Annotated in this window: 12 protein-coding genes and 1 pseudogene; 4 read left to right on the top strand and 9 right to left on the bottom strand. The window is 70.1% G+C overall.

Translation table 11 applies throughout. The features are described from left to right. From V7067_RS08480 to ptsP, 3 genes and pseudogenes are all read right to left on the bottom strand, one after another. Nucleotides 1-308: pseudogene (locus V7067_RS08480) on the bottom strand (hypothetical protein); the annotation flags it as partial. Between the two features lie 38 nt (nucleotides 309-346). Further along, nucleotides 347-1,324, bottom strand: coding sequence for a 1-phosphofructokinase (gene pfkB / locus V7067_RS08475; protein ID WP_334175458.1), 978 nt, complete (start codon nucleotides 1,322-1,324; stop codon nucleotides 347-349). Further along, the gene (gene ptsP, locus V7067_RS08470; RefSeq protein ID WP_334175457.1) at nucleotides 1,324-3,879 is read right to left on the bottom strand and encodes a phosphoenolpyruvate--protein phosphotransferase; all 2,556 of its coding nucleotides are present in this window, start codon (nucleotides 3,877-3,879) and stop codon (nucleotides 1,324-1,326) included. Before ptsP ends, pfkB begins: the two co-directional genes overlap by 1 nt. 207 nt (nucleotides 3,880-4,086) lie before the next feature. Between ptsP and V7067_RS08465 the strand changes: the two genes are divergently transcribed. The 4 genes from V7067_RS08465 to V7067_RS08450 all read left to right on the top strand — a co-directional run bounded on the left by V7067_RS08465 (nucleotide 4,087) and on the right by V7067_RS08450 (nucleotide 10,341). Then, a complete protein-coding gene (locus V7067_RS08465; RefSeq protein ID WP_334175456.1) occupies nucleotides 4,087-5,076 on the top strand; it encodes a LacI family DNA-binding transcriptional regulator in 990 nt (329 codons plus the stop codon). Nucleotides 5,077-5,378: 302 nt separating this feature from the next. Next, the gene (gene otsB / locus V7067_RS08460; RefSeq protein WP_334175455.1) at nucleotides 5,379-6,269 is read left to right on the top strand and encodes a trehalose-phosphatase; all 891 of its coding nucleotides are present in this window, start codon (nucleotides 5,379-5,381) and stop codon (nucleotides 6,267-6,269) included. Beyond that, complete coding sequence (locus tag V7067_RS08455; RefSeq protein WP_334175454.1) at nucleotides 6,266-8,059, top strand: glycoside hydrolase family 15 protein; 1,794 nt, start codon at nucleotides 6,266-6,268, stop codon at nucleotides 8,057-8,059. The genes otsB and V7067_RS08455 overlap by 4 nt, the downstream gene beginning before the upstream one ends. Continuing rightward, nucleotides 8,056-10,341 (top strand): trehalose-6-phosphate synthase, encoded by a 2,286-nt coding sequence (locus tag V7067_RS08450; protein WP_334175453.1) that lies wholly within the window; start codon nucleotides 8,056-8,058, stop codon nucleotides 10,339-10,341. The genes V7067_RS08455 and V7067_RS08450 overlap by 4 nt, the downstream gene beginning before the upstream one ends. Nucleotides 10,342-10,345: 4 nt before the next feature. Here the strand turns inward: V7067_RS08450 and glpK are convergent, their stop codons facing one another. The 6 genes from glpK to V7067_RS08420 all read right to left on the bottom strand — a co-directional run. Next, nucleotides 10,346-11,848, bottom strand: coding sequence for a glycerol kinase GlpK (gene glpK / locus V7067_RS08445; RefSeq protein ID WP_334175452.1), 1,503 nt, complete (start codon nucleotides 11,846-11,848; stop codon nucleotides 10,346-10,348). A 164-nt stretch (nucleotides 11,849-12,012) separates the two neighbouring features. Further along, nucleotides 12,013-13,872 (bottom strand): thiamine pyrophosphate-binding protein, encoded by a 1,860-nt coding sequence (locus tag V7067_RS08440; RefSeq protein WP_334175451.1) that lies wholly within the window; start codon nucleotides 13,870-13,872, stop codon nucleotides 12,013-12,015. Nucleotides 13,873-14,025: 153 nt separating this feature from the next. Beyond that, nucleotides 14,026-15,864, bottom strand: coding sequence for an ABC transporter substrate-binding protein (locus V7067_RS08435; protein ID WP_334175450.1), 1,839 nt, complete (start codon nucleotides 15,862-15,864; stop codon nucleotides 14,026-14,028). Nucleotides 15,865-16,027: 163 nt separating this feature from the next. Further along, entirely contained in the window at nucleotides 16,028-16,318 is a 291-nt protein-coding gene (locus V7067_RS08430; RefSeq protein ID WP_334175449.1) for a DUF2160 family membrane protein, read from the bottom strand. Between the two features lie 12 nt (nucleotides 16,319-16,330). Then, nucleotides 16,331-17,239, bottom strand: coding sequence for a carbohydrate ABC transporter permease (locus V7067_RS08425; protein WP_334175448.1), 909 nt, complete (start codon nucleotides 17,237-17,239; stop codon nucleotides 16,331-16,333). Beyond that, nucleotides 17,236-17,780, bottom strand: a 545-nt coding sequence (locus V7067_RS08420; RefSeq protein ID WP_334175447.1) for a sugar ABC transporter permease, incomplete at its 5' end; no start/stop codon positions are given. The genes V7067_RS08425 and V7067_RS08420, both read right to left, overlap by 4 nt.

Genomic DNA, 17,780 nt, shown 5'->3' with positions numbered 1-17,780 from the left:
GCCACCGGTTTGCCTGCGGCAGCCTGGGCGAGCACGGCGGCCGGGCCCGCCAGAACCTCGTCGAGGCTGACCGTCGTGACCGGATGACCGGCGAAGCGCGGTTCGTCGGCCGCCGCGCCGACCAGCAGAACAACGTCCGCCGCGCTGATGGCGGCGGCGCTGAGCGGGCTGGTGACACCGCCGGAGACGCTGAGTTCGATATCGAGCGTGTGGCCGGCCGCGGCGGCGGCGCGGCGCAGCGCCTCGGCAGCCAGCACGGCCTGCGTGCTGCGCTCGCGCGTGGCGATGACGACGGAAAGACGGGCCATTGGGTTTTCCTCCTCGGCGGGCTGTCCCGCTTCTGCGTTCAGGCTGACAGGCCCAGGCGGATGTCGGCCGGGCCGGAGACGGCAGCCGCCGCCTCCAGCGCCCCGACATCGGCCCGCGGCGGCAGGTTGGGTCCGATGCCGCCGAGCTTGGCGGCCGCGAAGGCCACGGCGCGCCGGGCGAGCGCGTCGGGGTCGAGGGTCTCGCGCAGGGCGGTGACGAGGCCGGCCACCATGGCATCGCCGGCGCCGACGGTGCTGAGCGCCGGCACCGGCGGCAGCCGGGCCGCCAGCACGCCGGCGGCCGTGACGAACAGCGCCCCTTCGGCGCCCAGCGACACGGCGACGAGGCCGATGCCGCGCCGCACGAGGGAGCGGGCAACGGCCGTCACGTCGTCCGTGCTGCGCAGCGGGCGGCCGGCGAAGGCTTCCAGCTCCGCCCGGTTCGGCTTGATGACGGCGGGCAGGTCCTGCGGTTCGGCGAGCAGGGCGGCGGCCAGCGCCGGGCCGGAGCAGTCGAGCACCACGCGCGCGCCGAAGGCGTTGAGGCGGGCCACCAGATCGGCCGTGGCGCGGGCCGGCAGGCCGGCCGGCAGCGAGCCGGCCACGACCACCAGCGTGCCCGGCAGCACGGTTTCCTCCAGCACGGTTTCCACCGCCTGCAAGAGGCCGGCATCCGCCGTCAGCCCCGGCAGGTTGAGATCGGTGGTCTCGCCGGTCTCGGTGTCGGCGATCTTGATGTTGGTGCGGGTCTCGCCGGGCGCGCGCACGAAGCGGTCTTCGATGCCCTTGTGGCGGAAGAACGCGGTGAAGGCGCTTTCGTTGCCCCGGCCGAGCAGGCCGGTGCCGATGACCGGAACGCCCCAGTCCGCCAGGCAGCCGGCGACGTTGATGCCCTTGCCGCCGGCATTGGACTGCGCCGCGCGGGCGCGGTTGACCGCGCCCGGCTTCAGCCCGGCCACGCTGACCGTGAGGTCGATGGCGGGATTGAGTGTGACAGTGACGACATGGTCGCTCATCAGCGGGCTCCGTCCAGTGCGCGTACGTCGGCGGCGGTGCGGGCGGCGAGAGCGCGGCTCGCCAGTGCCCGCAGATCGGCCATGGAAGCGGCCCGCAGCCGCGCCTTGACGGCGGGGATATCGCGCGGGGTCATCGACAGTTCGCTGACGCCGAGGCCGGACAGCAGCGCGGCGCCGAACGGGTCGCCGGCGATGCCGCCGCAGACGCCCACCCAGCGGCCGTGCGCGGCGGCCCCTTCCACGGTGCGGCGGATCAGGCGCAGCACGGCCGGATGCAGGCTGTCGGCCTCTGCGGCGAGGTCGGGGTGCTGGCGGTCGATGGCGAGGGCATATTGCGTGAGGTCGTTGGTGCCGATGGAGAAGAAGTCGACCTCGGCGGCCAGCACGTCCGCCATGATGGCGGCGGACGGCACCTCGACCATGATGCCGAGCGGAACCGGCGGCGCGGCGATTTCGGCGCGGATGCGCTCCGCCACCGCCCGCAGCGCCTGCACCTCCTCAAGCGAGGTGATCATCGGGAACATGATGGACAGGTTGCCGCCGGCCTTTGCCGCGCGGTAGAGCGCGCGCAGCTGCGGCTCCATCAGCTCCGGCCGCCGCAGCAGCAGGCGGCTGCCGCGCACGCCGAGGAACGGGTTCTCCTCGCGCGGCAGACTCAGGTGCGCCACCTGCTTGTCGCCGCCGATATCGAGCGTGCGCACGATCAGCGGGCGCTCGCCCAGCGCCTCCAGCATGGCGCGGTAGGCGGCGAACTGCTCGTCTTCGTCGGGGCTGGTGTCGCGTTCCAGAAACAGGAACTCGGTGCGCATCAGCCCGACGCCTTCCGCGCCCTGGGCGAGAGCGACCGTGACCTGCTCGGCATTGTTGACGTTGGCGCCCACTTCCACCCGCACGCCGTCGGTGGTGGTGGCCGGCAGGGCGCGCTCCTCGGCCTCGCGTGCCCGGCGGGCGGCGACCGAGGCGATGGCGGCGCGGGCCGAGGCGACATCTTCCTCCGCCGGGTCGAGATAGAGCCGGCCGGTCGCCCCGTCGAGCACGGCGCGGGTGCCGTCGGCGATTTCCAGTGCGGCATCGCTGGCGGCGACCGCCGCCGGCAGGCCGAGCGTGCGGGCCAGAATGGCGGTGTGGGAGGTCGGCCCGCCCTGCGCGGTGACGAGCCCGGCGATGCGGGCCATGTCGAGCGAGGCGGTGTCGGAGGGCGACAGGTCGCGCGCGATCAGAATGCACGGCTCGTCCGGCAGGTCCTTCAGGGTGCCGAAGGCGAGGTTCGGCGCAAGCCGGGCCAGCACGCGCTGGCCGACATCGCGCAGGTCCGCTGCGCGGGCGGCGAGCAGCGGGTTGCCCAGCGCCTCAAGGCCGCGCGCCATGCCCTCGGTCGCTTCGTGCCAGGCGAAGGCCGGGCCGTGGCCGTCGACCATCAGCTGGCAGGTGCGGGTGACGAGATCGGTGTCGGCCAGAATCTCCGCCTGCGCGCGGAAGATGCCGGCTTCCGCCGCGCCCAGCCGGCGGCCGGTGTCGTCGGCAAGCTTGGCAAGGTGCTCGCGGGTGGCGGTCAGCGCGGCGTGCAGCCGGTCGCCGCCTTCGGCCAGCGGGCAGGGCTCGTCCGGCACCACGATTTCCGCCGCACGCAGCAGGTGAACCGGGCCGATGGCGAGGCCGGGGCTGGCGGCAATGCCCACCACCTCGGCCAGCCGGGTGACGGGCTGCCAGCCGGCAACGGGCCGCACCGCGCGTTCCGCGGCGCGCGCGGCATCGGCCACTTCCTGCCGGGTCAGGGCGGTGAGCGTGGCCTTCATCTGCTCCAGCGCGGCGCCGGCATCCGGCCCTTCGGCCGAAACGACGAGGCGCTCGCCCGCGCGGACGCCCAGCTGCAGCAGCGAGACGAGATTGCGCGGGTCGGCCACGCGGTCGCCGGCGCGCACCTGCAGCCGCGCTCCGGCGCGGCGGGCGGCCTCCACCCACAGCGAGGCGGGGCGGGCGTGCAGCCCGTTCGGATAATCGAGCGTCCACTCGAAGGCGCTGGAAAGGTCGGCGGCCGGGGCCCCGGCCGGGGTCTCGGGGGCTTCGTCCAGCAGGGCGGCGATGACGGTGCCGGCATCGGCGGTGGTGAACAGCGCCTCCAGCCGGGCTTCGTCCTGCATCAGCCGGGTCAGGCGGCGCAGCACGCTGATATGGGCATCGGACTGGGCGGCGATGGCCACCACCAGCCGGGCGGTCTGGCCGGGGTTCCACGTCACCCCGCCCGGCACCTGAAGAATGGCAAGGGCGTTGCGCCGCACGAGGCCGCGGTCTTCCACCATGCCGTGGGGAATGGAGATGCCGTGGCCGAGGTGGGTGTTCGCCACCGCCTCGCGCCGCAACATGCTGTCGATATAGCCGGGATCGATGGCGCCGGAGGCGACCAGCATCTGGCCGGCCTGACGAATAGCCTCCTCGCGCGTGGCGGGGGCGGCGCCGAGGCGCACCAGACCGGGAGAAATCAGGGCGTCGGCGGCGGGCGGAAAGGCCGGGGGCGCGGGACGCGGGGCATCGAGCGGCGAAAGCGGCGCGGACATCGGGGGCTTCCTTCCTCCCTTGGTTCTTGTTGAGAGCGAGTGAAATCGTTTTCAATGCGCACGTCAACAGAAATTGCGGCCTGCCCCCGGATTCTGCGCAAGACCCTTGCGTCAGGCTGGAATTCGTGAAAGTTTTCAAACATGCACCGGGCCGGCCGGCGGGTCGGTAATCAGGTTCGGACTGAGAACGATTTCCGGGATGAAGCCATGACGATCGGAATCAAGGATGTCGCGCGGGCGGCCGGCGTGTCGGCGGCCACCGTTTCGCGGGTGCTTGGCGACGGGCCGGTCAGCGCCGAACTGCGCGAGAAGGTGGAGACGGCGATCCGGGCCACCGGCTATCGGCCCAACCTGTCGGCGCGGCGGCTGCGCTCGCAGCATTCGCGCACCATCGGCCTCGTGGTGTCCGATATCCGCAATCCGTTCTTCACCGCCCTCAGCCGTGCCGTGGAAGATGCCGCCTACAAGGCGAAGATGCGCGTCATCCTGTGCAACACCGACGAGAACCCGGACCGCGAGGCGATGTATCTGCGCCTGATGCAGGAAGAGCGCATCACCGGCCTGATCTATGCGCCGACGCGCACGACGGCCGAGCGCATCGCGGCCATGGAGTTCGATTTTCCCGTGGTGCTGGTCGACCGCGCCGGCCCCGGCGGCCATCACGACTGCGTCGTCATCGACAACGGTGCGGCGGCGGCCGAACTCGTCGATCACCTTGCCGCCGCCGGCTGCCGGCGCATTGCCGGCCTGTTCGGCAACACGTCCTCCACCGCAGCCGAGCGCCACGACGGCTATGCGGCCGCCATGGCTGCCCGCGGCCTGCCGCTCAACGCCCGCTTCATCGCGCCGGATGCCGAAGCCGCCAGCCGCGCGCTCTACGAACTGATGGTGGCGCACGACCGGCCGGATGCGGTGATCGCCTCCAACGGGCTCATCCTGCTCGGTATCGTCAAGGCGCTGAAGAGCCTGGGGCTGACCATGCCGGCCGACATCGCGGTCGCCGGGTTCGACAACGAGATCTGGACCGATCTCGTCGGCCCCGGCCTGACGGTGATCGAGCAGCCGGTGGCCGAGATCGGACAGGCGGCGATGGCGCTGCTGTTCGAGCGGCTGACGGAGCCGGACATGGCGCGCCGCCGCATCGTGCTGTCGGGCCGTCTCGTGGTGCGCGGCTCGTCGCAGCGCCGGCAGTCCTGAGGCGGGCGGAACGGCCGGCGCAAAGGTAGAGTGACGCCGCCCTGCGGCTGCGAATGCAACGGCTTCAGGAGTGCCGGCAGCGACGCCAGAAAGGGCGTTCGTAAAGCCCTGTCATTCGGGAAGGACAAACGCGCTCCTTTCTGATATAAGACCATCATGTCTCATTTCCGAGGATAGGAAAAACTGAGGCTGGCGTGCGAACTGCGCCGGCCTTGCCATGCGTTGCCCATCCGGCGGCCGTCCCGTTATCCGCAGCCCTGCCGGGCTGTCGGGTCTCGCCCGAACCGAACGAGAGAGGATGCATGTCCACCAGCCTTGCAGACACGCCTGCGGCCGCCCCGGCAGCAGGTCCGGCCGGCCCGCTTGCCGGCACCGTTGCCGGCACATTTGCCGCCATCCCTGCCGCCGCGCCCCTTGCCGCTGCTCCTGCAGCGGCCCTTGCTGCCCTTGCGGCCGGCGATCCCCTCGCGCTTTTCCTCGATTTCGACGGTACGCTGGTCGATATTGCCGCCACCCCGGACGGGGTGCATGTGCCGGCAGAGCTGGCCGGGCTGCTGATGCAGCTGGAGGCGGCGCTCGGCGGCGCCCTTGCTTTCGTCACCGGCCGTCCGATCCGCGAGCTCGACGGGTTCCTGACCCCGTTCCGGCCCGTCGCGGCCGGTGTCCACGGCGCGGAAATCCGCCCCGGCCGCGGTCTCGGCGTGGCGCGGCCGGCCGGCGCGGGTATCGGCGGGGATGTTATCGACGACGGCGTTCTTGCGGCGGTCCGCGCCTTTGCGGCCGGGCATCCGGCGCTGCAGGTGGAGCTGAAGGGGGCGGCGATTGCCGTGCACTACCGTGCCGATCCGGCGCGCGAGAGTGCGGTGGAAGCCGGCCTTGAGGCCATTCTGGCCAGCGGCCCCGACCATCTGGTGCTGTGCCGCGGCCGCAAGGTGTTCGAGATCGTGCCCCGCGCGGTTTCCAAGGGCGAAGCCCTGCGCGCACTGGCAGCGCTGCCGGTGTTTGCCGGCCGCCGTCCGGTGATGATCGGCGACGACGTTTCCGACGAGACCGCGCTGGCTGCGGCCCGTGCCATGGGCGGCTTCGGGCTGCAGGTGGCGGGGGAGCATTTTTCCGCGGCCGCGGCCGATTTCTCCGGTCCGGCGGCGGTGCGCGGCTGGCTGGCGGCCCTGATCGGGGAGGCGACGCGATGATCGTGCCCCCGGATCTCAACCTTGCCGTGATCGGCAATTCCCACATCGCCGCCCTCGTCGACCGCTCCGCCACCATCGTGTGGGCGTGCTGGCCGCGGCTCGACGGCGATCCGGTGTTCTGTGCGCTGACGGACGGCGACGAGCCGGACAGCGGGTTCTTCGCCATCGAATTCGCCGGGCCGGCGACGTTCGCGCAGGACTATGTCCGCAACACCGCCATCGTGCGCACGGTGGCGACCGCCGCCGACGGCAGTGCCTCCATGGCGATCACCGACTTTGCCCCGCGTCTGACGCAGAACGGCCGCATCCACCGTCCGTCGATGATCGTGCGCCGGGTGGAGCCGCTTTCCGGCACCTGCCGCATCCGCGTGCGGGTGCGGCCGCGCGCCGGCTACGGTGGTGCGATGCCGCCGCCCATCCTCGGCTCCAACCACCTGCGCTGGGGGGCGGAGGGCACCACGGTGCGCCTCACCACCGATGCGCCGGTGGCCTATATCGCCGGCGAGAACGCCTTTGTGCTGACCCGGCCGCTGACATTCATCCTGCACACCAACGAGACGCTGCCGGATGCCCCGGCCGAGGTCGGCAAGCGCTTTCTGGCCGGCACCCGGGGCTGGTGGCTGGATTGGGTGCGCTCGCTGAACCTGCCCTACGAATGGCAGAAGGAAGTGATCCGCGCCGCCATCACGCTGCAGCTCTGCGCGGTGGAGGAGACCGGCGGCATCGTGGCGGCGCTGACCACCTCCATTCCGGAATCGAACGGCAGCGAGCGCAACTGGGACTATCGCTTCTGCTGGCTGCGCGATGCCTTCTTCACGGTCCATGCCCTGAACCGCGTCGGCGCCACGCGGACCATGGAGCATTTCATCGACTATGTGACGAATGTCATCGCCCTTGAGGGCGGCGGGCCGATCCGGCCGGTCTATGCCGTGGTGCCGGAACAGCCGCTGGATGAGTGGGTGGCCGGCAGCCTGGCCGGCTATCGGGGGCACCGGCCGGTGCGCATCGGCAATGCGGCCGGCGAACAGGTGCAGCACGACGTTTACGGCAGCGTCATCCTCGCGGCCTGGCAGATGTTCTGGGATGAACGGCTGCCGGACAAGGGCGATGCGGCGCTGTTTGCGCTGCTGGAGCGGCTGGGCGAGCGCGCCCGCGCCGTCGCGCTCTCGCCCGATGCCGGCATCTGGGAATATCGCGGCCGGGCCCACATCCACACCCACTCCGCGGCCATGTGCTGGGTGGCCTGCGACCGGCTGGCCCGCATCGCCGTCCTGCTCGGGCTGGAGGCGCGCGCCATCTACTGGCGTGCGGCGGCCGACAGCCTGCGCGACATCATCCTCGCCCGCGCGTGGAACCCGGAGATCGGTGCGTTCGCCGGCAGCCTCGACGGTGCGGAAATCGACGCCAGCGTGCTGCTCCTGCACGAACTCGGCATCGTGGAGCCGGCCGATCCGCGCTTCGTGGCGACCGTCGAGCATCTCGGCGAGCGGCTGTCCTATCGCGGTCATCTGCGCCGCTATCTCGCCCCGGACGATTTCGGGGTGCCGGAAGTGGCCTTCACCATCTGCACCTTCTGGTATGTCGATGCGCTGGCCGCCATCGGCCGGGTGGAAGAGGCGCGGGCGCTGTTCGGCAAGCTCCTGCGGCTGCGCAACCACGTCGGGCTCTATTCGGAAGATATCGACCCCGTGACCGGCGCGCTGTGGGGCAACTTTCCCCAGACCTATTCCATGGCCGGCCTCATTGTGGTGGCGATGCGACTGTCGCGCGGCTGGGAGCGCGCCTCGTGAGGCGCACAGCCGGCCCGCCGGGCGGCGCCGGCGTCGGCCGGCTCGTCGGGCGGTTCCTGCGGCTGCGCGTCGTGCAGTGGGGGGCGCTGGCCGCGGCGGTGGCCGGGGTGCTGTTTCTGGCGCTGAGCCCGCTGGCCTATCTGCTGGTGGAGGGCTGGTCGCGGCAGGATACCGAACTGCGGGCCGGTCTGGTGTTCCGCTCGCTGGCCGAGCCGGTGGCCGGGGCGCTGGAGCAGGGCGGCGATCCGGCCCCGCTGCTGGCCCGCTTTGCCGGCGACGAGCGCCTCGTCGGCATCGCGCTGTGCGGTGCCGGCGGCACCCTGCGTGCGGCGAGCCCCGCCTTTCCGGCGGCCGTGGCCTGCACGCCGGCCAAAAGCAATGTCCGCATTGTGCCCGACGGCGCGCGGCGACTGCACGTCACCGCCTTCGCGCTGCCGCCGGCGGCGGACGGGGCGCGCCTGCTGGTGGTGCACGACCTCAGCTTTCTCGATGAACGGGCCGCCCGCGCGCGGCTTTACACCCTGCTGGCGCTGGTTTCGGCCTTTGCCGGCTTCGGCCTCGTGGCGCTTGCCGTCACCGCCGTTGTCACCCGCGGCTTTCGCCGGCGTCGCCCCGCGTCGCCCGCCCTGCCGCCGGCGCCGGCCTCACCTCTTGCCCGGGAGTTTCAGTCCATGATGCACGAACTGCGCGGTGAACGGAAATTCACGGACGGCATCTATGTCGAATGGTCGCCCCGCACCCTGCGCCAGCTGATGACGGAGGAGTTGCCGGGGGTGGAAATGATGGTCGTTTCCAACCGCGAACCCTACATCCACAATTACGATGCCGAAGGGCGCATCGTGCTGCAGCGGCCGGCGAGCGGCCTCGTCTCTGCGCTCGAACCGGTGATGCGCGCCTGCGGGGGAACGTGGATTGCCCACGGCACCGGCACGGCCGATGCCGCCACGGTGGATGCCGGCGACCACATCGGCGTGCCGCCCGAGCGGCCGGACTATACCCTGCGCCGCGTCTGGCTCTCCGACGAGGAGATCGAGGGCTATTATTACGGCGTCGCCAACGAGGCGCTCTGGCCGCTGTGCCACATCGCTTTCGTGCGCCCCACCTTCCGCGAGCAGGACTGGCTGCAATACAAGGCCGTCAACGCCCGCTTTGCCGACATCGTGGCCGCCGAGGCCACCACCGAAGACCCGATCGTGCTGGTGCAGGACTATCACTTCGCGCTGGCGCCGCGCATGATCCGCGAGCGGTTGCCGAAGGCCACGATCGTCACCTTCTGGCACATCCCCTGGCCCAATGCCGAGACCTTCGGCATCTGTCCCTGGCGCGAGGAGATCATCGACGGGCTGCTCGGCTCCACCATTCTCGGCTTTCACACCCGGTCCCACTGCAACAACTTTCTGGAAGCCGGCGACCGCTTCATGGAAAGCCGTATCGACCGCGAGATGGGCTCGGTCACGCTCGGCGGCCATGAAACGCTGATCCGCCCCTATCCGATCTCCATCGAATGGCCGCCGGCGGCGCTGGCCGGTCAGGCCCCGGTGGCGGAATGCCGGGCGGCGGTGCGCGCGCGGCTGGGTCTTGCCCCGGATATCCGCCTTGCGGTGGGCATCGAGCGGTTCGATTACACCAAGGGCATTCTCGACCGCATGCACGCGGTCGACGACCTGATGAGCTGTCACCCCGAATGGGCCGGCCGGTTCGCGTTCATACAGGCGGCGGCGCCGACGCGCTCCCGGCTTGCCGCCTACCACGCCCTGCAGGAGGAGGCGACCGCGCTTGCCGCCGACATCAACGCCCGCCACGGCCGCGACGGCTGGCAGCCCATCCATCTCGTCATCCGCCATCACGACCAGTCGGAGGTCTGCGAGCTGTTCCGGGCGGCCGACCTGTGCGTGGTCTCAAGCCTGCACGACGGCATGAACCTTGTGGCCAAGGAGTTCGTGGCGGCGCGCGACGACGGGCAGGGCGTGCTGATCCTGTCGTCGTTCGCCGGCGCCTCGCGCGAGCTGAACGAGGCGGTGCTGGTCAATCCGTTCGATGCCCACGGCATGGCGGAGGCCATGGCGGCCGCGCTTTCCATGCCGCCGGCCGAGCAGAGCGAACGCATGCGGCTGATGCGCGAGCAGGTGCGCCAGCGCAACGTGCACCGCTGGGCGGCGCAGATGCTGCTTCACGCCCGCCGCATGCGCCGGCGCGAGCGGGTGGCCGGCTTTTCAGCCGGCGACGACCGCGAGGAGGAAGAGGTGGCGCTGCGCATGGGCGGCGGCCGGCTTCCGGCCTGAGCGGTCAGGGCGTGTGGACGAGGCGGCCCACCGCGGCGCGCCAGCCGGCGAGCCGCCGGTGGCGCTCGCCCGCCGCCATCTCAGGCACGAACCGCCGCTCGCGCCGCCACGCCTGCGCAAAGCCCGCCGGGTCCGGCAGCAGGCCGGCCTGCAGTCCGGCGAGATAGGCGGCGCCCAGCACGGTGGTTTCCATCTGCGTCGGCCGGTCGACCGGGGCGTCGAGAAAATCGGCCAGCCGCTGCATGGTGAAATCGGATGCCGACATGCCGCCGTCCACCCGCAGGATGGTCTCTGCGCCGCCCTCGTGCGCCCAGTCGGCGCGCATGGCTTCCATCAGGTCGGCGGTCTGGAAGCAGACGCTCTCCAGAGCCGCGCGGGCGATTTCCGCCCGCCCGGTGCCGCGGGTGAGCCCGAACAGCGCCCCGCGCACGTCCGGGTTCCAGTGCGGTGCCGGCAGGCCGACGAAGGCCGGCACCAGAATGACCTCCTGCGCCGGGTCGGCGGCCGCCGCAAGGGCGCCGGTTTCCGCCGCCGAGGCGATCAGCCCCAGCCCGTCGCGCAGCCACTGCACGGCGGCGCCGGCAACGAAGATCGCGCCTTCCAGCGCATAAGTCCGCTGCCCGCCCAGTTGCAGGGCAACGGTTGAAAGCAGCCGGTGCTGCGAGCGCACCACATGGCCGCCGGTATGCAGCAGGGCAAAGCAGCCGGTGCCATAAGTGGCCTTGACCATGCCGGGCCCGAAGCAGGCCTGCCCGACCATCGCCGCCTGCTGATCGCCGGCAATGCCGCGGATCGGCACCGGCGCGCCGAACAGCGCCGGATCGGTCAGGCCGAACTCGGCGGCGCTGTCTTTGACCGCCGGCATCAGCGCGCGGGGAATGCCGAACAGTGCCAGCAGGTCGTCGTCCCAGTCGCCGCGGTGAATGTCGAACAGCAGCGTGCGGGCGGCGTTGGTGGCGTCCGTCACATGCACCCGGCCGCCGGTCAGCTGCCACACCAGCCAGCTGTCGACGGTGCCGAAGGCAAGGTCGCCGTCGTGCGCGCGCCGCCGCGCGCCGGGCACGTTTTCCAGCAGCCAGGCGATCTTGGGGGCGGAGAAATAGGCATCGAGAACCAGCCCGGTGCGGGCGCGCACCATCGGCCCATGGCCCCCGGCCTCAAGCCGGCTGCACAGCGGGGCGGCGCGGCGATCCTGCCAGACGATGGCGCGGTGGATCGGCACCCCCGTGCGCCGGTCCCAGATCAGCGTGGTCTCGCGCTGGTTGGCGATGCCGAGGGCGGCGATGTCGCGGCCGTGGAGCCCGGCCGCCTTCAGCGCCGCGCGCGCGGTGGCAAGGGCGGTGCGCCAGATATCGCCCGCCTCCTGCTCCACCTGACCGGCCGCCGGGTAGTGCTGCGGCAGTTCCTCGCTGGCGCTGGCCACGACCGTGAGATCGGGCGCGAACACCAGCGACCGCGACGACGTGGTGCCCTGATCGATGGCGAGGATGTGGCGGCTGGCCGTCATGACGGTCGTATCCGTTCTTGTTGTTCTGGCAATGCCATAGCAGAGAATGCCGGCGAAGACGACAAGGCCCCCGCCGGCCGTCGGACGGCGGGCGGGGGCAGGGCCGCGCGGGAGAAGACGGCTTTCGCCGTCCGCGGCGGGAGAGACCGGCCGGGCGGGAGCGCCTATTTGGCCGGTTCGGGCACCGGCGGCGTTTTGGAGGTCGTCTTGCGGGTGCTCCTGCTGCCCGGCGCCGGCGGTTCGTCGCCGGCGAGATCGGGCGAGATCTTCCATGCCCGCAGTTCATAGACGGTGCCCGGCCGCACCGGCTTGCGGCCGGGTTCGGCCAGACGGCGGCGGAACGAGTGGATGGGCGTTGCGCGCGGGTCGATCAGCACTTCCACCACCGAGGGGCCCTCATAGGCGAAGGCTTCGTCGAGGGCCGCGTCGATATCCTCCGGCCGGCGCACCTGAATGCCCCTGAGGCCCATGGCGTTGGCGGCTGCGGCATAGTCCGGCTTGCCGGCAAAGGCGAGATCGACCGACTGGCGCAGGTTGGTGAAGAACAGTTCCTGCCACATCTGCAGCCAGCCCAGCGTGCCGTTATTGAGCACGATGTTGATGACCGGCAGCCCCTGCTGGGCAAGGCTCGCCGCCTCGCCGATGGCGTAGGAGTGACCGCCGTCGCCGGAAACCGTGACCACGCGGGCGCCCTTGTCGCGCTGCAGCACGCCGGCCCCGAGGGCGGCCGGAATGGCATAGCCGAGGCCGCCCTGTCCGCGCGCATAGAGGAAGCGGCGCCCCGGAACCTTCGCCGGAATGTAGGAGGCGATCCAGCCGGCCGACCACGAGGCATCGGAAATCACCACGTCGTCGCCGGTCAGGCGCTTCGCGACGCCGGCCATCACCCGCTGCGGCAGGATCGGCACCTGATCGGAGGCGACCTCCGCGGCGATGCGGGCTTCCTGCACGGCCTTGGCCGCTGCCACCCGCTCCAGCCACGCCGCCTGCGGTTTCACGTCGGCCAGCCGGCCGGCGAGGGCCTCCACCGTCAGACGGATATCGCCGCACAGCGCCACCGTGGGGCGGAAGGTGCGGCCATGTTCCAGCGGATCGCTGTCGATGGTGATGGTCGCCTGCTCGGGGGTCGGCAGCGTCCAGTTCATGGCGGTGTTCTGGCTTGCCTTGGAGCCGAGCCAGACGACGAGGTCGGCCTCGCGCGACAGCTCGATGGCGGCGGCCGAGCCGAGCGGGTTCAGCACGCCGGCGGTGTAGGCCCGGTCCTCCGGCACCGAGCCCTTGCCCGACAGGCTGGTGACCAGCAGCGGCTGGATGCGATCCATGAGCGCGGTCACGGCCGTGGCCGCATCCGAGCCGTGGACACCGCCGCCGGCCACCACCATCGGCCGCTTTGCCTTGCGCCACAGGGCTGCGGCGGCATCGAGGTCGGCGGCCGGGGGCTCGTAGCGCACCGAGGGCGCGCGGATGGTGCGGTCGTCGATGAGGATCTTCGAGACATCGCCATCCCATTCCGCGTCCATCACGTCATGGGGAATGATGAGGGCGACCGGCCCCGGCCGCGGCGCGGTGGCGATGCGGAAGGCCGCGCGCACCAGATCCGGCAGCGCGGCCACGCTCGGCACCATGAACGTCGCCTTGGTGATGGGCGCGAGGAAGGATTGCTGGTCCATGCCCTGCGAGGCGACGCCCTTGGCGCGCAGCGAGGTCCAGTCCAGCGGCAGTTCGCCGACGAGGGCGATCATGGGAATGGAGGCGTTCAGAGCCTCCACGAGGCCATCCGGCAGTTTCGTCGTGCCGGGACCGACGGTAACGTCGCACACGCCCGGCTTGCCGGTGAGGCGCGCGTAGGCATCGGCGGCGTAGGGCCCGCTGCGCTCGTCGCGCACCAGAATGTGCTGAATCTTCGGCGCGCGGTGGGCTATGCCGTCGTGCAGCGCCGTGGTCTGCCCGCCGGGCATACCGAACACATATTCGACGCCGTAGCGCAGCAGCATCTCGGCAAGCAGATCTCCAACGTGGGGCATGGCTCTCATCTCCGGGCCGGGCGGGCCGGCATTCTGGTCAAAGGAAGCCCTGCCGCCGGCCGCGGGGCGCGCGGGCGGCAGGGCGGGTTGCAGAGCGGGGTCTGACGAAGGCGGGCGGGGCGGGGAGGGCGGGTCACGCAGACCCGCCGGCCGTCACTCTTCCTTCACGTAGTCGGGCAGCACCTTGCCGGACTTCCACGCCTCCAGAAGGTCGGAATAGACGACGGTCTGGGGCTTCTGGTCTTCGTTGGCGAGCTTGCGCTGCGGGGCAAGGTTGCCGTCCTTGATCGCCTGTTCGTACCAGTATTCGGCCGGCTGCTTCTTGCCGATGCGCGGGCCGCAGGCCCCCTGCGCGCCGGACCGCTCGATGCGCTCCATCACCTTGTCCTGCGCTTCGGCCAGTCCGGTCAGGGCATCCTGCACCGACTTCTCGCCGCTGATGGCCTGCGAGATGTACTGCCACCAAAGCTGCGACATCTTCGGATAATCCGGCACGTTCACGCCGGTCGGCGTCCACGCCACCTTGGCGGGCGAGCGATAGAACTCCACCAGACCGCCGAGCTTCGGGGCGACATCGGTCATGGCCTGCGAGTTGACGTCGGAATTGCGGATCGGCGTCAGGCCGACCAGCGTCTTCTTCAGCGAGGTGGTCTTGGCCACCACGAACTGGGCATAGAGCCATGCCGCCTTCTTGCGGTCGTCGGCGACCGACTTCAGCAGCAGCCACGAACCCGTGTCCTGGTAGCCGAGCTTCATGCCGGTCTTCCAGTAAGCGCCGTGGGGCGAGGGGGCCACGCGCCATTTCGGCAGGCCGTCGGCATCCACCACCGGCAGCCCGGCCTTGCCGTAATCGGCGATGAAGGCGGTGTACCAGAACGCCTGCTGGGCGATCGAACCCTGGCTGGGGAACGGCGTCGCCTCGTAGAAGGTCATGCCCTGCGCTTCGGCCGGGGCATAGTCCTTCAGCCATTCGATGGACTTGGTCAGGCCATAGACGGCGGCCGGGCCGTTCAGATCGCCGCCGCGCTCCACCATCGAGCCGACCGGGTTGCAGCCGACCATGCGGATGCCCCACTCGTCCACCGGCTTGCCGTTGGGCAGCCCGCGATCGCCGGAGCCGGCCATCGAGAACCACGCATCAGTGTAACGCCAGCCGAGCGAGGGGTCTTTCTTGCCATAATCCATGTGGCCGTAGATGCGCTTGCCGTCGATCTCCTTCACGTCGTTGGTGAAGAAGTTGGCAATGTCCTCATAGGCCGACCAGTTGACCGGCACGCCGAGCTCGTAGCCGTATTTCTCCTTGAACTTCTGCCGCAGGTCGGGCCGCTCGAACCAGTCGGCCCGGAACCAGTAGAGGTTTGCGAACTGCTGGTCGGGAAGCTGGTAGATCTTGCCGTCCGGCGCGGTGACGAAGCTGAGGCCCATGAAGTCGGGCAGGTCGAGGGTCGGCAGCGTCACCTCTTTGCCGGGGCCGGCCATCCAGTCGGTCAGGTTGTCGACGAAGCCGTAGCGAAAGTGCGTGCCGATCAGGTCGGAATCGTTGACATAGGCGTCATAGACGTTCTGGCCCGACTGAAGCTGCGTCTGCAGCTTTTCGATCACGTCGCCTTCCTGCAGCAGGTCGTGCTTGACCTTGATGCCGGTGATTTCCTCGAACGCCTTGGCAAGGACGGTCGATTCATACTGATGGGTCGGCATGATCTCCGACACCACATTGATCTGCATACCGCGGAACGGCTTTGCGGCTTCCGCGAACCATTCCATCTCCGTCATCTGCTCGTCTTTGGAGAGCGTGGAAGGCTGGAATTCGCTGTCGACCCACTTCTGCGCCACGGCCTTGACGTCCGTTTCGGCGAGCGCGGGCAGGGGGGCGAGCAGGACGGGGGCGGCGAGAGGACCGGCGAGCATGAGCCCGGCGACGCCGCCGCAGAGCAGGCTCTTGAAGCGGGATGCCGGCAGGGCCCTGCGCCGGGCGTGCAAACGGAAAGCCATTGGGGTGTTTCCTCCCTGAACGTGCTTTGTTTTTTCCGCTGCGGCCGGTCAGGAAACGGCGCGCGCGGTCTCGTTCGGCCGGCTGTGGCGGCCGGCCGGCTCTCGGCGCGGGGTGTGTTCACCCTCGCGCGGGGATAGGGACGAAGGCAGACGGCCGGGGCGCTCAGCCCCAGCGCAGGATCGCAAGCCCGGCGGCGATGGCGGCAATCAGCGGCACCCAAAGGCCGCTTTCCGGGTCGGTCATCACCAGCCAGCCGATCTGCAGGAAGGCGGCGACCAGCAGCGCGATGAAGAAGCGGTCGCCGCGGGTGGTCACCATCGGCAGCAGGCCGCGCCGCGGAATGGAAGGCGAGACCACCTGCATCACCGTCAGGCACATCAGGCAGGCGGCGATCGCGGCGAAGAAGGCGGCGGTCGGAACCGTCCAGGCCATCCATTCAAGGTCGAGTGTCATGGTACTTTCTCCTCACACCCGGCCCAGAGCGAAGCCCTTGGCGATGTAGTTGCGCACGAACCAGATCACGAGCACGCCCGGCACGATGGTGAGCGTTCCGGCTGCCGCCAGCAGGCCCCAGTCGAGCCCGGAGGCGGAAACCGTGCGCGTCATCGCCACCACGATCGGCTTGGCTTCCACCGAGGTCAGGGTGCGGGCGATCAGCAGTTCGATCCACGAGAACATGAAGCAGAAGAACGCGGTCACGCCGATGCCCGAGCCGATGAGCGGTATGAACACCGTGGTGAAGAAGCGCGGGAACGAGTAGCCGTCGATATAGGCCGTCTCGTCGATCTCGCGCGGCACGCCGGACATGAAGCCCTCAAGGATCCACACCGCCAGCGGCACGTTGAACAGGCAGTGCGCCAGTGCCACCGCCAGATGGGTGTCGATCAGCCCGAAGGTGGAATAGAGCTGGAAGAACGGCAGCAGGAACACGGCCGGCGGCGCCATGCGGTTTGTAAACAGCCAGAAGAAAACATGCTTGTCGCCGATGAAGCGATAGCGTGAGAACGCATAGGCCGCCGGCAGCGCCACCGAGAGCGAGATGACCGTGTTGAGAAACACGAACACTATGGAATTCCAGTAGGCCATGTACCAGTTCGGATCGGTGAAGATGATCCGGTAATTGTCGAGCGTCGGGTTGACCGGCAGGAACGCGAAGTCGGCGAGGATGTCGGTGGTGCGCATGAACGACATGCGCACCAGCCAGTAGATCGGCAGCAGGCCGAACACGATGTAGGCGGCGAGCACCACCGCGGAGCGGCGGCCGGCGGCCTCCCGGCGGCGGGCCGGACGGGCGTGGACGATGGCGGCCGGCGGCGCACCGGACGGGGCAGGGCGGTCGGGCACGGTGACCGCGCGAAGGATCGTGTCGCTCATCGGCTGCTCACCTGCTGCAGGATGGTATAGAAGATGTACGAGAACAGAAGGATGACGAGGAAGTAGAGCAGAGAGAAAGCGGCGGCCGGGCCGAGGTCGAACTGCCCGACAGCCATTTTGACGAGATTGATGGAAAGGAACGTCGTGGAGGATCCGGGGCCGCCGCCGGTGACGACCATCGGCTCGGTGTAGATCATGAACGAGTCCATGAAGCGCAGCAGCAGGGCGATGGTCAGAACGCCCTGCATCTTGGGCAGTTCGATGTAGCGGAACACCGCCACCCGGCTGGCGCCGTCGATGCGGGCCGCCTGATAATAGGCATCGGGGATGGAGCGCAGCCCGGCGAAGGCGAGCAGCGCCACCAGCGGGGTCCAGTGCCACACGTCCATGACGACCAGCGTGAACCACGCGGCCACGACACTGCCGCCATAGTTGAACGGAATGCCGAGCATCTCGATGGCGGCGCCCATGAGGCCGATGTCCGGGCGGGCGAACACCTGCCAGATCATGCCCACCACGTTGAAGGGAATGAGCAGCGGCA

Origin of the sequence: Pseudoxanthobacter sp. (assembly GCF_036822375.1) — a bacterium.
Classification (GTDB): Bacteria; Pseudomonadota; Alphaproteobacteria; order Rhizobiales; family Segnochrobactraceae; genus Pseudoxanthobacter.
This window is presented reverse-complemented; position numbering and strand designations above follow the sequence as displayed.